The organism is Streptomyces sp. 8N616 (assembly GCF_052246385.1).
In the GTDB taxonomy this organism is placed as follows: Bacteria; Actinomycetota; Actinomycetes; order Streptomycetales; family Streptomycetaceae; genus Streptomyces.
Window position 1 is genome coordinate 295,611 of record NZ_JBQQBY010000001.1, and the last position, 17,206, is coordinate 312,816.

Sequence of the window (17,206 nt, forward strand, 5' to 3'; positions counted from 1 at the left end):
CGGGTCCCTGTCCCCGTCCCGGGCCCGGGTCCCGCCCCCGGGCCGCGCCTCCGCTCAGCGTTGGGCGAGGACCTTCGCCAGGGCCTCGGCGAAACGGTCGGTCGTGTCGCGGTCGCGCACGGCCACCCGCAGCCAGTCGGGGCCCAGGCCCGGGAACGTGTCGCCGCGGCGGACCGCGAACCCCACGTCGCGCAGCCGGTTCCGTACGTCATCCGCGCCCGCCAGCCGTATCAGGACGAACGGCCCGGCGGCGGGCTCGCACGCGTACAGGCCGTCGAACTCGGCCAGCCGGGACAGCAGATGGGCCCGGTCGGCGGCGATGCGGTGCGCGGCGTGCGCGGCCTCGGCGAGCGCCGGGGGCGCACTGCACGCCACCGCGGCGGTCAGCGCGGGAGCGGACACCGGCCACAGCGGCTGGTTCCGCTCCAGTGCGGCGATCAGCTCGGGTTCGGCCAGGACGTAGCCGATGCGCAGCCCCGCCAGGCCCCAGGTCTTGGTGAGGCTGCGCAGCACGACCAGGCCCGGCAGGTCCGCGCGCGAGGCCAGGGACTCGCGCTCGTCCGGCACCGCGTCGATGAAGGCCTCGTCCACGACGAGGACGCGCCCGGGGCGGGCCAGCCGGGCGAGTTCGTCCGCCGGGTGCAGTACGGAGGTGGGGTTGGTGGGGTTGCCGACCACGACGAGGTCGGCGTCCTCCGGGACCGTGTCCGGGCGCAGCCGGAAGCCGTCCCGCACGTCCAGGAGCACCCGCTCCACCCGGTGGCCCCCATCCCGCAGGGCGGCCTCCGGCTCTGTGAACTGCGGGTGCACGACGACCGGTCTGCGGGTCCGGAAGGCCCGTGCCACCAGCACGAACGCCTCCGCAGCCCCGGCCGTCAGCAGCACACGGTCCACCGGCAGCCCATGCCGTACGGCCACGGCCTGGCGCGCCGACCTCGGGTCCGGATAGACGGCGAGCTCGTCCAGAGACGAGGCGATCCGGGCCTTGAGCCAGGCCGGTGGGGTGCCGGCCCGGACGTTGACCGCGAGATCGGTCAGTCCGGCGCCGGCATCCCGTATTTCCGCGTCGCCGTGATGGCGCAGGTCGGGTGCGGGCGCGTCCGCCCGCACCCGGTGCGGGTCAGTGGGCGTGGGCATGGCCGTCGTGGTGATGGTGCTGGGTGCCGTGTCCGTGCCCGTGCGCATGTCCGTGTTCTCCGTGGACGTGACCGTCGCCGGCCGGGTCGTCGGGGTGGTGGTGCGGCTGCTGCGGCAGGCCCACCTTGCCCTCGAAGCCGGGCAGTGCGATGCGGTAGACGCAGGAGTCGCAGTTCATCCGCAGGTCGCCCTCGACCGCCTCCCGGTAGCGCTCCATGACCAGGTTCAGCAACTCGTCCGTCGGCCCGATGACATCGGCCGACAGCACCTCGATCTCGGGGTGCGCCGACGCCCAGCCCTCCGTCTGCATCCGCACCCGGTCGGGCAGGATGCCGGTGAACAGGAAGTACGGCAGCACGACGATGCGGCGCGCGCCGAGCTTCTGGCAGCGGTCGAGCCCTGACGGCACGTCGGGCGCGGCCAGCGACACGAAGGCGGTCTCCACGCCCGCGAAGCCGCGGCCTTCCCAGAGGAGTCGGGCGGCCTTGTGCACCTCGGCATTGGCGTCCGGGTCGGTCGAGCCGCGGCCCACCAGCAGTACGGTCGTCTCCGCCCGGTCCGCGGGCGTACGCGGCTGCGCGCCCAGTGCCTCGTCGAGCCGCCGCTCCAGGACCTTCAGCAGGCTCGGGTGGGGGCCGAGCGGGCGGCCGTACTGGTACGAGATCGCGGGGTGCCGCTCCTTCTCACGGGCGAGCGCGGCCGGGATGTCGCCCTTCGCGTGCCCGGCCGACACCAGCATCAGCGGCACGGCCGCGAGGTGGTGCACACCCTGCTCGACGAACTCGGCCACCGCGTCCGCGAGGGGCGGCGAGGACAGCTCGATGAACCCGCCCGCGACGGGCAGTCCGGGGTTGCGCCGGCCCAGCTCGCGTACGAAGTCGCGGAAGGCCTCGGCTCCCGCTTCGTCACGGGTTCCGTGGCCGGCGATGAGCAGCGCGGGCGGGGTGGTCACGAGTTCTCCTTGGTCGTGCGGGTGGTCTTACGGGTGGTCGTAGGGACGGGGCTGACCGATCTGGTGGGTTCCGTGTACAGCAGCGCATTGAGGGCGGCCGCCGCGACCGCGGAACCACCCTTCTCCGAGACGTTACTGACGGCGGGCAGACCACTCGCACGCAGGGCCGCCTTGCTTTCCGCCGCCCCGACGAAACCGACCGGCAGGCCGATGACCAGCGTGGGGTCGGCGCCGAGCAGGAGCAGCTCCTCGAGGGCCGTCGGGGCACAGCCGATCACCCAGAGCGCCCCGGGTCCCACCCTCTCGTACGCCAGGCGCACGGCGTGGGCGGATCGCGTAAGGCCGGGGCCGGACTTCGCCTCGCCCAGTCGGCAGACCGCCTTACGGGCGGTGATGCCCGCCGCCACCATCTCGACGTCGGCGACGACCGGGGCCCCGGCGTGCAGCGCGGCATGCGCGGCCTCGAGGGATCGCTCGTCGCAGACCAGGTCCGTGGCGTACTCGAGATCGGCGCTCGAGTGGATGACCCGCTCGACGACGGCCCGGGTGAGCGGCGGCAAGTGGCTGGTGTCGAGCCGCGACCGCAGGATGCGGAACGACTTCTCTTCGATGGGGTGGACGGTGCGGGTCACGGGGTGGTCCTCCTCCGGAGGGGACGGCGGGAGCGGGAGCGGGTGCGGCGAGGGCGGGTGCGCCGCGAACGCAGCGCGGACTCCCGGCGGAGCGCCGCCCCCGCCGCGGCGCTCTGCGCCCCCCGGCCTTTCCACTCGCGCCCGCCCCTGAAAGGCGCCAACGGGTGGAAGACCGCGCCGGAGGCGCGGGGAGGCCGCCAGGAGGCAGGAGCGCGCCGTGACCGACTGAAGGCTCGGGGAAGGGGCAATGCCGCTGGCTGGGCTGAGCGGGGCGGGCGGGTTGAGCGGGCTGGGCTGAGCGCGGGATGAGCTGAGCTGGGCGGGCTGGGCTGCCTGAGCGGGTGCTGAGCTGGGCGGGCTGGGCTGCCTGAGCGGTGCTGAGCTGGGCTCGGCTGTACGGTGCCTCGCGGTGGCTGACGGCCTCGCGCGCCGTCGGCCTTGCTGGGGGGCGCCGCCGCCTCTTCCTGGGGCAGGTCGTGCTCCTGGCCGCTGCCCGTCGGCGGGCGTCACGTCTGCCACCGGTAGCCGCGTGGGGTCACCATGCGGCCCGCCACCTCGCGGGCCGCGGTGTTGCCGACGACCACGACGGTCATCATGTCGACGGTCGCCGGGTCCAGTTCGGCGAGCGTCGTCAGGCGGCTGCTCTCGTCCACCCGTGACGCGTTCCGCACGATGCCGACCGGCGTCGCCGGCGCGCGGTGCTCGGCCAGGATGCCGAGCGCCTTCGGCAGCTGCCAGTCGCGGCCGCGGCTGCGCGGGTTGTAGAACGTCACCACGATGTCGGACTCGGCCGCGGCCCGTACCCGGCGCTCGATGACCTCCCACGGCGTGTGCAGGTCGGACAGGCTGATCGACACGTGGTCGTGGCCCAGCGGTGCGCCCAGGATCGCGGCCGCGGCGAGAGCCGCCGTCACGCCCGGCACACCGACGACGTCGATGTCGTCGGACGCCTCCGCGAGCGCGGGCGAGGCCATCGCGTACACGCCCGCGTCACCGCTGCCGATCAGCGCGACGGCGCGGCCGGCGCGCGCCTCGGCGACCGCCGTACGCGCCCGCTCCTCCTCGGCGCCGAGCCCGGACTCGAGGACGCGGGTGCCGGGACGCAGCAGGTCGCGGATCTGGTCCACGTACTGGTCGAGGCCGACGACCGTCGAGGCGCGGCGCAGCTCCTCGCGGGCCCGCGGCGTGAGCAGATCCCGGGCCCCCGGACCGAGACCGACGACGGCGAGCCTGCCGCGTGGGCGGCGGCGGGCCACGGCCGCCGTGGCCATGGCCGGGCGGTTCTCCGGCGCGGACTTCCGCTTGGGCACGAGGAGTTCGGCGCCTTGGCCCGCGGCCAGCAGCGCGGCGGCCTCGGCGACGCTGGGCGTGCCGATGGCGGCGAGCGGGGCGCCGGAAGGGTTGGGTACGTCGACGGCGGACAGCGCGTCGGCCGCGTACGTCCGCAGTGGCACGCCGAGCCGCTGCGCCGCCTCGACGAGCCCGGCCTCGTCCGCCTTCGCGTCGGCGGTCGCCAACTCGGCGACGGACCGCGCCGACAGCCCGGCCTCCGTCAGCGCTTCCCGGATCAGCCCCAGCACTTCCTCGGCCCCGACGCCGCGGCTGGCCCCGACCCCGACGGCCAGCGACGCCGGCCGCAGCACGGCGGCCCGCTCCCCGAGCGGGACGGTGCGGTCCGTGACCCACAGGACGGCGGTGCTGGTGGCGTCGGCGGTACGGGAGGCAGGGGCCGCGCCGGTCGCCCGGGCCGAGGCAGTACCGGCGACGACGGTGGTATCAGCGGTTACTGCGGTAACTGCCGCGCTGGTTGTGTCGGCCGCACCCGTGGTGTCGACGGCGGGGGCACTGTCCGCAGCGAGTCCGTCAGCTGCGCCGGGCGCATCGGACCCTGGACCGGCGACTGTGGCAACGGGGGTCGGCTGCTCCGCCTGGGGCGGGGGCGACACATCCCCCGGGGTGCCCGAGCCGGGGCCCGGCGCAGGATCGGTCGCCGCCGGGCGGACATGGGGCGGCAGGGCGGGCAGCGGCCACGGGGCGTCGGCGTGGAGGGCGACCGGGTCGCCGTCGAGAATCGCGCGGGTCACGGCCGCGACCGCGCCCTCGACGGGCCAACCCAGCGTGTCCAGGCCGGGGATACCGGCCGCGTCGGTCGCCGTCGTCACCACCGGGCGGCAGCCCGGCAGCGCGTCGGAGACGGCGCGCGCCAGCGCGTTCGCGCCCCCGCCGTGCCCGCCCAGCAGGGCCACCGCGTGCTGCTGGGCCTCGTCGACACACACCACGCCCGGGTCGACGGCCTTGTTGGCGAGCAGCGGAGCGACCAGTCGTACAACCGCACCGGTAGCGAGGAAGCACACCAGCTGCTCGCACTCCTCGAAGGCGCGCTCCACGGCTTCCCGCACCGGGCCTTCGTAGACCCGCGTGCGGTCCGGCCAGGCGGCCGCCAGCCGGTCGCGCGCGGCGGTGCCCGCCGCGGTGGCAGAAATGAGGCCGATCACGTTGGTGCTCCTTCGACAGCGATGCCCGTGGGGCGCATGCCCCACAGCACGAAGACGGGGTTGGTCGCGGCGAGCCGGGTCACTCCACCGGGCAGGGGTGCGAGGCGGGAGGACTGCAGGAGTACGCCGTCCGGTATGAGCCCGGCGTCGGCCAGCGCCGCCCGCACCGCGGGCACCCGGTCCAGCGCGGCGAGCGTGACGACGACGCTGCGCCGCGCCCGCCGCCCGCACTCCGCGACGATCGTGGGCAGCTCGCCGCCCCCACCGCCGATGAACACGGCGTCGGGCTCCGGGAGTTGATCCAGCGCATCCGGCGCGGTGCCGTGCACGGCCTGGACGTCCACGCCGTGGGCCGCGGCGTTCGCCCGGATACGCGCCACGCCGTCGGCGGTCTTCTCCACGGCGACCGCCGCCGCGCCCAGCCGGGCGCACTCCACGGCCACGGAGCCGGAACCGGCGCCGACGTCCCACACCAGGTCGCCCGCGCGGGGCCCGAGCCGGGCCAGGGCGAGCGCCCGCACCTCGTACTTCGTGATGAGCGAGTCCCGGTGCTCGAACTCCGCCTCGGGCAGCGCCCATTGGCCTGGGCTGCCCGACGGCCCTGCAATGGTCCGCAGGCCGGGGGACAGCGCACGGTCCTCGTCCAGGCAGAGCACGACGCTTACCGTGCCGGGCCAGTCGCGGGTGGCGGCCTCGGAGGGCGAGAGCCGCTCCACGCTCTCGCCGCCGGGTGAGCCGAGCGCGGACGCGACGACGAGTGTCCGCCTCGCACCCGCGCGCATCAGGGCGGCACCGAGCTCGGCGGGGCCCGCCCCTGGTCCGGTCAGCACAGCGGTCTTGGCGTGCGCACGGCACACGTTGACGGCGGTCCGGATGTCGCGGCCGTGCGCGCTGACCACGACGGCGTCGTCCCACGGCAGCCCGATACGGGCGAACGCGACGGCCACGGACGGCGCGCCAGGCCGCACATCCAGCGCCCCCGCCCCGAACCGCTGGGCCAGCACCCGCACAATCCCGAAGAACCCGGGGTCCCCGGACGCGAGAACGACGACGCTCGCCGCCGCGGCCGCTCCGCCAGAGACGGCGGCAGGGTGGTGGTGCGCTGCTGCAGTGTGCGACGTCATGTGCTCGGCCGCCGACGGCTGCTCCGCGTCTTCGGATGCAGTGTCGGATGCGGTGTGGGATGCGGCGTCGCCCGTGGACTCGGCCGGGATGGCGCGGGCCCGCCCGGGGGAGCCGGTGGCTTCGAGGCCCTCGGCGTGAGGGCGAAGGTTCGGTTCGAGGCCGGTTGACAGGGGTGCCTGCACGGTGGTCTTCGGGAGTTGCGAGGCGAGGCGGGCCTCGGCACGGGTCGCGGCGGGCTGCTGTTCGCGCGCGGCCGCTGCTTGGTTCCTGTCGCCAACCGGCTTGCCCAGCTGACCGGTTGGCGGCGGGGTCTTCGCGAGGTGTTCCTCGATCAGGTCGAGGGCCGGGGACAGAGGGCCGAGGACTACGCGAGCGGCCTGCGGGGGCAGTTCGGCCGCCTCGAGGTGGCGGCGGGCACCGACCACGAGTTCGGCGGTTTCGAGGGCTGCACGGCATTCAGGCGAAAGGGGCGCGCCCGTGCCCGTGCCGATGACCGTGATCATGCGGTCTGCCCCCGTCGCGCTCGTGTGGCCGCCGCGCGCTGTGCCGCAGGAAGCCCGAGCCGTTCCCGAAGTCCGGCGTGGCTGTCCGGGCCGCTTCTCGCGGGCTTGGGGTGGTGGTTCGTGCTCGCGCGGTACCGGGCAACGGATACCCGGGCACGGCCGTGCGCCGAGGAGTCGGCCCGCGCCGAACCGGCGCGCGCCGAGGTCCCGGCGGCGCCCGGCGCCGCACTGCACGGTGATGCGGCGGTGGCCATGGAGACCTCCTCCTCTCGGTCGGTGAGTCGGTGAGCGGTGAGCGGTGAGCGGTGAGCGGTAGTGGGGGGCGGGGGGATCGGTGGCGGGTGGTGGGTGATCGGTGGCGGGTGGTCGATGTTCAGTGCTGGGCAGTTGGGGACTGCGGGGAGTGCGGTTCAGCCCTCAACCGGTGCCGCCGTCTGCGCCGCCGCGCGCAGGGCGCGGCGCGAGGCCGGGTCCGCGCGGCGGAAACCGTGGAAGTGCCCGGGGTGGTAGAGGTGCGAGCGCGTGCCGGAGGCGGAGAGCGCCGACCCCACCAGGAACAGCGTGTGCTTCCAGAGCTTGTGGGCCTTGACGGTCTCCTCCAGCGTGCCGATGGTGCAGCGCAGGACCAGTTCGTCCGGCCAGGTCGCCTGGTAGGCGATGACCACGGGCGTCTCGGTCGGGTAGCCGCCCTCCAGCAGTTCCACCGCGAGCTGCCCGGAGCGGGCTGCCGACAGGAAGACCGCCATCGTCGTGCCGTGCCGAGCGAACTCCCGCACCTCCTCGCCGGGCGGCATCGGTGTCTTCCCGCCACCGAGACGGGTGAGGATCACCGACTGGGCGACCTCCGGAACGGTCAGCTCCCGCTGGGCTATGGCCGCCACCGCCGAGAACGCCGAGACCCCCGGCACGATCTCGACGTCGAGGCCGAGCTCGACGCACCGGTCCAGCTGCTCCTGCGTGCCGCCCCACAGGGCGGGATCGCCGGAGTGGATGCGCGCCACCAGCAGGCCGTCCCGTACCGCGCGCTCGTAGACGACCAGGACGTCCTCCAGGGACATCGCTGCGGAGTCCAGGATCTCCGCTCCCTCGCGGGCGTGCTCCAGAACCTCCGCCTGCACCAAGCTGGCCGCCCAGATGACCACGTCCGCCTCGGCGATGGCGCGGGCTGCGCGGAAGGTCAGGAGGTCGGCTGCGCCGGGGCCCGCGCCGACGAACGTGACCTTGCCGGTGGTCTCGGCGGGCATGGGATGGCTCCTTCGGGCAGCGGGGGTGTGACCAGGGGTGTCACCAGGGATGTCAGCGTGGGGATCGTCGGGAGTGTCACCGGGCATGTCGCCGTGAGTATCAGTGGGGATCTCGGGGGTCACAGCTTTCCTCCGCGTCCGCTGTCGCGCCGCGCGGGCGCGATCAGCGTGGACAGATACGGCAGCGGGCCGGACTCCAGCTCCGCCGCCGGCCGGATCGACTCCTCCGGCAGGCCGAGAGCCGAGCCCCACACCGCGCCGTCCGTACGGCCGGTCGCCTGCAGCGCCGCCGCGACTTCGCCCGCCAGCCGCCCGAACTTGTACGCCACCACCGTGCCCGGCCCTTCCAGAGCCTCCTTGAGGACGGCGGATCCCGCGGTCACCGGGACGAGTGTCAGCGGCTCCGTGCCCTCGGTGAGCACGGCGCCGCTGCGCGCGGCGAGGTCCTGCATCGCCGTGATGCCGGGCACCGTCTCGACGACCAGGTCCGGTATCAGCGCCCCTGCGGTCTGCGCGAGATAGGTGAAGGTCGAGTACACATTGGGGTCGCCGATCGTCGCGAACCCCACCGTGCCGTGCGCGCGCAGCAGTTCGGCCACCCGGTCGCCCGCCGCGTCCCACGCGGCCTCGCGACGGGCCCGGTCGCTGCGCTCGTTCAGCGCGAAGACCACGCGGACGACCTTGGCCGGGTCGACGTAGTGCAGCACGGTCGCCTCGGCGCGGCCCGTGCCGCCGTCCTCCATGACCGGTACGACGACGGCTTCGGCGTCCCGTAGCGCGTTCACACCCTTCACGGTCACCAGTTCCGGATCACCGGGGCCGACCCCGACCCCGATCAACCGGCAGGCATCTGTACGACGCTGCTGCTGCATGCTCCACACCTTTCGACGAACCTCCGGGCCATGCCCGGTGAAGCAGCCCAGTGCACGTGGACGTACGAGGCGTGCACCCCCTTCTGGACGAATCCCTCGACGCGCCGCCCGAAGCGACGGTCACGCCCGGCTCGCTCCTCGCACCCCTCGGCCCCGTCGAGCCCGGGCAGGCCCCACGCCGGTGCCGCGCCCGCGCCCGGCTCGATCACCGTCCGGTGGAACTCGTGGCCGCGCAGGCGGGTTCCTGCCGGGGCCAGCGCGCTGTCCGAGACCGCAACGGCCTCGCGGTAGCCCAGCGTCAACCGCTCCGACATCCGCGCCTCCGCGTCCAGCACGCCGCACATCGGCTTGCCGTCCAGAGACCGGGCCAGATACAGCAGCCCTGCGCACTCCGCCGCCACGGGCGCACCGGATGCCGCCAGGGCGGCGACGGCCTTGCGGAGGGGCTCGTTCGCCGAGAGCTCCGGGGCGTAGACCTCCGGGAAGCCGCCGCCGATCACCAATCCGGCGGTGTCGGGCGGGAGTTCCTCGTCCCGCAGCGGGTCGAAGGTCTGCACGTCGGCCCCGGCCGCGGTCAGCAACTCCGCATGCTCGGCATACGAGAAGGTGAAGGCCGGGCCGCCCGCGACGGCCACGACGGGCCGCCTGCGGCGAGCCGCTTCCCGCTCCTGTCCAACAGCGAGCTCCACCTGCGGGCGCCCCTTCCCGGAGCTGGGGCTTCGCCCCAGGTCCCCGGGCTGTGGGCAGTCGTTCCGCGGGGCTTGGGGTACTCCCCCTGGCTTCGCCGGGGGCGCCCCCACCCACTCGAAGCTCTGGGGGAGGGTGGGCACAAGCCGGCCACCGGCCCCCGCCCGAATGGGGCCTTGGGCGGAGCCCCGGTTCCGGGAAGGGGCGGGACGGGGGAGTGGCTCGCCGCAGGCGGCCTCGGCCGTCGGGTCCCAGGCGGATGCCGTCAGCGCAGGGGCGCTGCGCGCCAGCCGTAGAAGCGCTTCCAGGTCGCAGGCCACTCGTATGCGCTCGGCCAGTGCCGTCACCGACTCGACCGCCTCCGAGTGGCGCTCGGCCACCGGCACCAAGCCCAGGTGCCGCGACGGCGCGCGGACCTGTTCCGCGCGGCGCAGGGCGCCCATCACCGGCACGCCCGCCCCGTCCAGCGCCTCGCGGAGCATCGTCTCGTGCCGCTCGGAGCCGACCTTGTTGAGGATCACCCCGCCGATGCGCACCTCCGGGTCCCAGGAGGCGAAGCCGTGCACCAGCGCCGCCACCGACCGCGACTGCGACGAGCCGTCGACGACAAGAACCACCGGCGCACGCAGGAGCTTGGCGACATGTGCGGTCGACGCCAGCTCCCCTTGACCAGCAGCCCCGTCGTACAGGCCCATCACGCCCTCGACGACGGCGAGGTCCGACCCTGTCGCACCGTGCAGGAAGAGCGGTGCGATCAACTCGGGACCGCACATGTACGCGTCCAGGTTGCGGCCCGGCCGCCCCGTCGCCAGCGCGTGATAGCCCGGGTCGATGTAGTCCGGGCCCACCTTGTGCGGTGACACGGTGAGGCCGCGCTGCGCGAAGGCCGCCATCAGGCCCGTGGCAACGGTGGTCTTGCCGCTGCCGGAGGCCGGTGCGGCGATCACCAGCCGCGGGACGGCAGAGCCGGGCGAAGTCACCACTCGATGCCCTTCTGGCCCTTCTGCCCCGCGTCCATCGGGTGCTTGACCTTGGACATGTCGGTGACCAGATCGGCGGCCTCGACCAGTTTCTCCGGAGCGTTACGCCCGGTGATGACCACGTGCTGCGTGCCAGGGCGGTCCCGCAGCACCGACACCACCTCGTCGGTGTCGACCCAGCCCCAGTGCATCGGATACGCGAACTCGTCCAGTACGTAGAGCCGGTATGTCTCCGCGGCCAGGTCGCGCTTGACCTGCTCCCAGCCTTCCTTCGCGGCCTCCTCGCTCGACTCGATGTCGCGCTGGACCCACGACCAGCCCTCGCCCATCTTGTGCCATGAGACGGTCCCCCCCTCACCCGAGTCGCCGAGAACGCGCAGCGCACGCTCCTCGCCGACCCGCCATTTCGCGGACTTTACAAACTGGAATACACCGACCGGCCAACTTTGGTTCCATGCCCGCAGCGCCAGCCCGAACGCCGCCGTCGACTTCCCCTTGCCGATCCCGGTGTGCACGATGACCAGCGGCCGGTTGCGGCGCTGACGTGTCGTCAGCCCGTCGTCCGGAACCACACTCGGCTTCCCCTGCGGCATTACGCGGCCCTCCGTCCGTCTGTTGCTCCCCGTACATCGCGGACCAGCGCCGCGACGCTGTCCGCGCGCAATTCGTCCAAGGTCACGGCCGTGCCGCCCAGATCCCGGGCCAGCGCACCCGCGAGCCCCAGCCGCACCGGCCCCGACTCGCAGTCCACGACCACCGACGCCGTTCCCCCGGCGGCCAGGAGGCGGGCGGCGCGCCGCGCGAGTGCGATGGGATCGCCTGGCTGCCCAGAGCTGGCCGGTGCGCCGGCCGAAGTCGCGCCGCCCGAAGCCGAGTCGCCCGAAGCCGAGTCGCCCGAAGCCGCGCCGCCCGATGCCGTGCCGCGAGCGCTGCCTCCGCCCGCGGCAGTTGCCCTGCCATCCGTGACCACGATCAGCAACGGTCGCCGGGAGGGGTCACGGAGCTGCTCGATCCGCAGTACTTCGTGCGCTTTCAACAGGCCCGCGGCCAGTGGGGTCCGGCCGCCCGACGGCAGCGACTCCAGGCGGGCCGCCGCCGCATCCACGGATGAGGTCGGCGGTAGGACGAGGTCGGCGGACTTGCCCCGGAAGGTGATCAGACCGACCTTGTCGCGGCGCTGGTAGGCGTCCAGCAGCAGTGAGAGCACCGCGCCCTTGACGGCGCTCATCCGCTGCCGCGCCGCCATCGACCCCGAGGCGTCCACGACGAACAGCACGAGATTGCCCTCCCGCCCCTCGCGCACCGCTTGCCGCAGGTCGTCCCGCCGTACGACGAGCCCCGGACCCGACCGGCCCCGTGCGTGCTGGTGCGGGGCGGCCGCCTGCACGGTGGCCGCCAAGTGCAGCTTGGTCAGGGCACCTTGGGGGCGGCGCGCACCGGTCGTGCGCCCGTGCTCCGTACGGGCCCGGGAGCGTCGGCCCGCCGCGCCGTCACCCATCCCGGGCACGCTGAGCATCCGCGTCCGATACGGCTCGGCCGCGCCGACCGCCGCCTGCTCGCGGCCCTGGCCCGAGCCGGGCTCGCCGTCGTCGGACCCCTCCGCGTCGGCCCCCGTGCCACGCGCGTGTGGCCGCTCCCGCGCGCTGTCGTGGCCGGAGCCCGCGTCCGTGCGCGGCTCCGGGACCGGCGGCTCGGCGGACCGGCTGTCCTCGCCGGATGGCGGACCCGCGTCCTGGTCCGGCAGCGGCTGTCCGCCCCCGCCGCCGGGCCCGCCCTCCGGCCCGTCCGGCCCCCGGTCCGGGTCCGGATCCGAGTCGTCCCCGCCGCTGAACTGCTCGAGCGTCTCGTCGAGTTTGTCCTCGTCGAGACCCGGCGCGTCGAAGGGGTTGCGCCGCCGCCGGTGCGGCAGCGCCAGCAGCGCCGCCTGCCGCACGTCCTCCGCGAGCACGTCCGTACGCCCCGCCCACGCGGCCAGCGCCGTCGCCGTCCGCGCCGTCACGATGTCCGCGCGCATCCCGTCCACCTCGAACGCCGCGCACACCGCCGCGATCTGCCGCAGCGCCCCGTCCCCGAGCCGCACGGCGGGCAGCAGCGCGCGCGCCGCCGCGATCCGCTCCCGCAGCGCCTGCTCCTCACCCGCCCAGCGGGCGGCGAAGGCGGCCGGGTCCTCGTCGTACGCGAGCCGGCGCCGTACGACCTCCACGCGCGCGTCCGGCTCGCGCGAGGCCGCCACCTCCACCGTCAGGCCGAACCGGTCGAGCAGCTGCGGCCGCAGCTCGCCCTCTTCCGGGTTCATCGTCCCGACCAGCAGGAAGCGGGCCGCGTGCCGCACCGACACGCCCTCGCGCTCGACGTATGAGGCGCCCATGGCGGCCGCGTCCAACAGCAGGTCCACCAGGTGGTCGTGGAGCAGATTGACCTCGTCCACGTACAGCACGCCCCGGTGCGCGTCCGCCAGCAAGCCCGGCTCGAAGGCCTTCTTGCCCTCCGACAGTGCCCGCTCGATGTCCAGCGCGCCGACCAGCCGGTCCTCGGAGGCGCCGACCGGCAGTTCGACCATCCGGGCCGGCCGCGCGACACCGGGACCCGCCTCGTGCGGCCCGTCCGGGCACGCCGCGTCCGGAGCCGCCGGATCGCACGAGAACCGGCAGCCCGGCACGACATCCACCGGCGGCATCAGTGCGGCCAGGGCGCGTACGGCCGTCGACTTCGCCGTGCCCTTCTCGCCGCGCACCAGCACCCCGCCCACCGCGGGGGAGACCGCGTTCAGCAGCAGCCCGAGCCGCAGGTCGTCCATCCCGACGATCGCGGTGAACGGGTAGTTCGGGACACCGGAGCCGGCCGTCGTGGGTGTCGTGGTGCTCATGCGTCGCCCTCCAGATCGCCTTCGAGCGCGAGGTAGGTCTCCCGGAGGCGCTCCAGCGTCTCCGGGTCCGGTTCCGCCCACAGGCCGCGGTCCGCGGCCTCCAGCAGCCGCTCCGTGATGCCGCGCAGCGCCCAGGGGTTGGACTTCTCCATGAACTGCCGGTTCTCCGGGTCGAAGACGTACTCCGCCGACAACTTCTCGTACATCCAGTCGTCCACCACGCCGGCCGTCGCGTCGTAGCCGAAGAGGTAATCCACGGTCGCGGCCATCTCGAACGCGCCCTTGTAGCCGTGCCGCCGCATCGCCGCCATCCAGCGCGGGTTGACCACCCGGGCCCGGAAGACGCGGTGCGTCTCCTCGCCCAGCGTCCGCGTCTTCACCTGGTCCGGCACCGCGCTGTCGCCGACGTACGCCTCGGGGGAGCCGCCCGTCAGGTGCCGGACCATGGCGACCATGCCGCCGTGGTACTGGAAGTAGTCGTCGGCGTCGACGAGGTCGTGCTCGCGCGTGTCGACGTTCTTCGCCGCCACCTGGATGCGGCGGAAGGCGGTCTCCATATCACCCCGCGCCTGGCGCCCGTCAAGACCGCGCCCATACGCGTAGCCGCCCCACACCGCGTACACCTCGGCCAGATCCGCGTCCGAGCGCCAGTTTCTCGCGTCGATCAGCGGCAGCAGCCCGGCCCCGTACGCGCCCGGCTTCGAGCCGAAGATACGGGCCGTGGCCCGGCGCCGGTCGCCGTGCTGCGCGGTGTCATCGTCGGCGTGAGCGCGTACGTAGTTGGACTCCGCGGGCTCGTCCAGCTCGGCGACCGCCCGTACCGCGTCGTCGATCAGCCCCACCACATGGGGGAAGGCGTCGCGGAAGAAGCCGGAGATCCGGACGGTCACATCCACGCGCGGCCGGCCCAGCTCCTCCAGGGGCACGATCTCGAAGCCGGTCACCCTTCGCGAGGCGTCGTCCCATACCGGGCGGCAGCCGAGCAGCGCCAGGATCTCGGCAATGTCGTCGCCCTGCGTACGCATCGCCGACGTGCCCCAGACCGTGAGGCCCACGGACTTCGGGTACGCGCGCGTGTCGGCCAGGTAGCGGGCGATCAGCGAGTCCGCGAGCGACTGGCCGACCTCCCAGGAGAGCCGGGAGGGGATCGCCTTCGGATCGACCGAGTAGAAGTTGCGGCCGGTCGGCAGCACGTTGACCAGACCACGCGTCGGCGATCCCGAAGGCCCGGCCGGAACGTAGCCGCCCTCCAAGGCGTGCAGGACGTTGCCGATCTCGTCGGTCGTACGGGCCAGCCGCGGCACGACCTCGCGGCAGGCGAACTCCAGCACGGCCACGGCGTCCGCGCAGGAGGGGCTTGGGGGCGTCTCTCCAGAAAGCACAGCAGGCCCGCCCAGGACCTCGGAGACCAGACCGGGGGCCGCGGCGGCATCCCATCCGCGCGCCTCCAAGCCCTCCGCGAGGCGGCGGCACAGCTGCTCCAGCAGGTCGATCGCGTCCGCGGCCGTACGGGACGGTCCGTCGACCAGCTCCGTCAGCTCCACCGGCACCTTGACCGCCGCGCCCGGCTCGGCCAGCAGCTCCTTCTCCACCAGCCCGAAGTGCCGGGCGAGCGCGGCCCGCAGGCCAGGCAGCGCCTCTGCCCTGCCGCCCCACACCTGTGAGGCGCGCAGCACGGCCAGTACGAGGTTGACGCGGGCCTCGCCGGCCGGCCCGCCGCCCAGGATGTGCAGCCCGTCGCGGATCTGCACATCCTTGATCTCGCACAGGTAGCCGTCGATGTGCATGACGAACTCGTCGAACTCGTCGTCGTCCGGCTGCTCGTCGACGTGCAGGTCGTGGTGCAGCTCCGCGGCCTTGACCAGGGTCCAGATCTGCGCCCGCACGGCCGGCGCCTTGGCCGGGTCGAGATCGCTCACGAGCGCGTACTCGTCGAGCAGCTGCTCCAGCTTGGCGAGGTCGCCGTAGGTGTCGGCGCGCGCCATCGGCGGTACGAGGTGGTCGACGACCGTGGCGTGGCCGCGGCGCTTGGCCTGGGTGCCCTCGCCCGGGTCGTTGACGATGAACGGATAGACCAGAGGCAGGTCGCCCAGGACGGCGTCCGGGCCGCAGGACGCGGACAAGCCCAGGCCCTTGCCGGGCAGCCACTCCATGGTGCCGTGCTTGCCCATGTGGACGACGGCGTCGGCCCGGTAGGTGTTTTCCAGCCAGCGGTAGGCCGCCAGGTAGTGGTGCGAGGGCGGCATGTCCGGGTCGTGGTAGATCGCGATCGGGTTCTCGCCGAAGCCGCGCGGCGGCTGGATCATCACCACGACATTGCCGAACTGGAGCGAGGCGAGAACGATCTCGTCGCCGTCGACGTAGAGCGAGCCCGGCGGCTCTCCCCAGTGCTCCAGCATGCTGTCGCGCAGCTCGGGCTCCAGCTGCGCGAACCACTCCTGGTAGTCGGCCAGCGGCACGCGCGCGGGGGCGGCGGCGAGCTGCTCCTCGGTCAGCCACTCGACGTCGTGGCCGCCCGCGGCGATGAGTCGATGAATCAACTCGTCGCCTTGGTCGGGATGGCCCTCGACCGCGTACCCGGCGTTCCGGAGCGCGTCGAGCACCCGTACCGCCGAGGCGGGCGTGTCCAGGCCCACGGCGTTGCCGACCCGCGAGTGCTTCGTCGGGTAGGCGGTGAAGACGACCGCGAGCTTCTTCTCCGCGTTCGGCTTGTGCCGCAGCGCCGCGTGGCGTACGGCGATTCCGGCGACGCGGGCCGCGCGCTCCGGGTCGGCGACGTACACCGGTACGTCGTCCTCGCCCGTCTCCTTGAAGGAGAACGGCACGGTGACCAGCCGCCCGTCGAACTCCGGGATCGCGACCTGCATGGCCGCGTCCAGCGGGGACAGCGCGGCGTCCGACTCCTCCCACGCGGCCCGCGAGGAGGTCAGGCACAGCCCCTGCAGCACCGGCACATCCAGCTCTGCCAGCGCGCCCACATCCCACGCCTCGTCGTCGCCCCCGGCCGACGCGTCGCTCGCTCGCGTGCCTCCCGCCGCCAGCACGGTCGCCACGATCGCGTCCGCCCGGCCCAGCAGCTCGTAGAGGCCCTGGTCCGCGCCCCGGAGCGAACCGCAGTACACGGGAAGCGCGTTGGCGCCCTTCGCCTCGATGGCATCGCACAGCACATCGACGAAGGCGGTGTTCCCGGACAGGTGGTGGGCCCGGTAGAAGAGGACCGCGACCGTGGGGCGTGCGGCATCGCGCGCGCGCTCCCCTTGTGCGCCTGCTGTGTGCACGCCGAACGTCGGCATCTGCCGCGGCGGTTCGAAGCCCTCGCCGCTCATCAGCACGGTGTCGGACAGGAACCGCGCGAGCTCGGCGAGGTTCGACGGGCCGCCCTCCACGAGGTAGCGCAGCGCCTCGGCCACGACACCGGCCGGGACCGACGACTCGGCCATCAGCTCCGCGTCCGGCACGGATTCACCGCCCAGCAGCACGGTCGGCACGCCCGACGCGCGCAGCGCCGCGAGCCCGTCCTCCCAGGCCCGCTTGCCGCCCAGCAGCCGTACGACGGCGATGTCCGCGCCGTCGAGCAGGCCCGGCAGATCGGCCTCGGCATCCACGCGCGCGGGATTGCCGATCCGGTACGCGGCGCCGGAGGCGCGGGCCGCCAGCAGATCCGTATCGGCGGTGGACAGCAGCAGCACAGTGCTCACGGTGGCCCCTTCGAT

At 74.0% G+C, this 17,206-nt stretch carries 11 protein-coding genes; all 11 read right to left on the reverse strand.

The genetic code is table 11. The features are described from left to right. Positions 1–54: 54 nt before the first annotated feature. The 11 genes from cobC to cobN all read right to left on the reverse strand — a co-directional run bounded on the left by cobC (position 55) and on the right by cobN (position 17,191). Positions 55–1,137 (reverse strand): Rv2231c family pyridoxal phosphate-dependent protein CobC, encoded by a 1,083-nt coding sequence (cobC, locus tag ACTWQC_RS01315; RefSeq protein ID WP_443313653.1) that lies wholly within the window; start codon positions 1,135–1,137, stop codon positions 55–57. Then, positions 1,121–2,089 carry a sirohydrochlorin chelatase gene (locus ACTWQC_RS01320; RefSeq protein WP_443313577.1) on the reverse strand — a complete coding sequence of 323 codons (969 nt, stop codon included), beginning with the start codon at positions 2,087–2,089 and terminating at the stop codon, positions 1,121–1,123. Before ACTWQC_RS01320 ends, cobC begins: the two co-directional genes overlap by 17 nt. Then, complete coding sequence (locus ACTWQC_RS01325; RefSeq protein WP_443313578.1) at positions 2,086–2,721, reverse strand: precorrin-8X methylmutase; 636 nt, start codon at positions 2,719–2,721, stop codon at positions 2,086–2,088. The genes ACTWQC_RS01320 and ACTWQC_RS01325 overlap by 4 nt, the downstream gene beginning before the upstream one ends. Positions 2,722–3,227: 506 nt before the next feature. After that, the gene (cobJ, locus tag ACTWQC_RS01330; protein ID WP_443313579.1) at positions 3,228–5,216 is read right to left on the reverse strand and encodes a precorrin-3B C(17)-methyltransferase; all 1,989 of its coding nucleotides are present in this window, start codon (positions 5,214–5,216) and stop codon (positions 3,228–3,230) included. Beyond that, complete coding sequence (gene cbiE / locus ACTWQC_RS01335) at positions 5,213–6,430, reverse strand: precorrin-6y C5,15-methyltransferase (decarboxylating) subunit CbiE (RefSeq protein WP_443313654.1); 1,218 nt, start codon at positions 6,428–6,430, stop codon at positions 5,213–5,215. Before cbiE ends, cobJ begins: the two co-directional genes overlap by 4 nt. Positions 6,431–7,254: 824 nt before the next feature. Then, a complete protein-coding gene (cobM, locus tag ACTWQC_RS01340) occupies positions 7,255–8,088 on the reverse strand; it encodes a precorrin-4 C(11)-methyltransferase (RefSeq protein WP_443313580.1) in 834 nt (277 codons plus the stop codon). A gap of 119 nt (positions 8,089–8,207) precedes the next feature. Next, on the reverse strand, positions 8,208–8,960 hold the full coding sequence (cobI, locus tag ACTWQC_RS01345) for a precorrin-2 C(20)-methyltransferase (RefSeq protein WP_443313581.1): 753 nt from the start codon (positions 8,958–8,960) through the stop codon (positions 8,208–8,210). Further along, on the reverse strand, positions 8,924–10,627 hold the full coding sequence (locus tag ACTWQC_RS01350; RefSeq protein ID WP_443313655.1) for a cobyrinate a,c-diamide synthase: 1,704 nt from the start codon (positions 10,625–10,627) through the stop codon (positions 8,924–8,926). Before ACTWQC_RS01350 ends, cobI begins: the two co-directional genes overlap by 37 nt. Continuing rightward, positions 10,624–11,220 carry a cob(I)yrinic acid a,c-diamide adenosyltransferase gene (gene cobO / locus ACTWQC_RS01355; protein WP_443313582.1) on the reverse strand — a complete coding sequence of 199 codons (597 nt, stop codon included), beginning with the start codon at positions 11,218–11,220 and terminating at the stop codon, positions 10,624–10,626. Before cobO ends, ACTWQC_RS01350 begins: the two co-directional genes overlap by 4 nt. Next, positions 11,220–13,493 carry a putative cobaltochelatase gene (locus tag ACTWQC_RS01360; protein WP_443313583.1) on the reverse strand — a complete coding sequence of 758 codons (2,274 nt, stop codon included), beginning with the start codon at positions 13,491–13,493 and terminating at the stop codon, positions 11,220–11,222. The genes cobO and ACTWQC_RS01360 overlap by 1 nt, the downstream gene beginning before the upstream one ends. Then, positions 13,490–17,191, reverse strand: a complete 3,702-nt coding sequence (cobN, locus tag ACTWQC_RS01365; protein WP_443313584.1) for a cobaltochelatase subunit CobN — start codon at positions 17,189–17,191, stop codon at positions 13,490–13,492. The genes ACTWQC_RS01360 and cobN overlap by 4 nt, the downstream gene beginning before the upstream one ends. Between the last annotated feature and the right edge of the window lie 15 nt (positions 17,192–17,206).

Excerpts from the sequence above, each read along its gene's own strand:
- cobC (WP_443313653.1), bottom strand. The coding sequence starts at position 1,137 with ATGCCCACGCCCACTGACCCGCACCGGGTGCGGGCGGACGCGCCCGCA.
- cobM (WP_443313580.1), bottom strand. The coding sequence starts at position 8,088 with ATGCCCGCCGAGACCACCGGCAAGGTCACGTTCGTCGGCGCGGGCCCC.
- cobI (WP_443313581.1), bottom strand. The coding sequence starts at position 8,960 with ATGCAGCAGCAGCGTCGTACAGATGCCTGCCGGTTGATCGGGGTCGGG.
- cobO (WP_443313582.1), bottom strand. The coding sequence starts at position 11,220 with ATGCCGCAGGGGAAGCCGAGTGTGGTTCCGGACGACGGGCTGACGACA.
- ACTWQC_RS01360 (WP_443313583.1), bottom strand. The coding sequence starts at position 13,493 with ATGAGCACCACGACACCCACGACGGCCGGCTCCGGTGTCCCGAACTAC.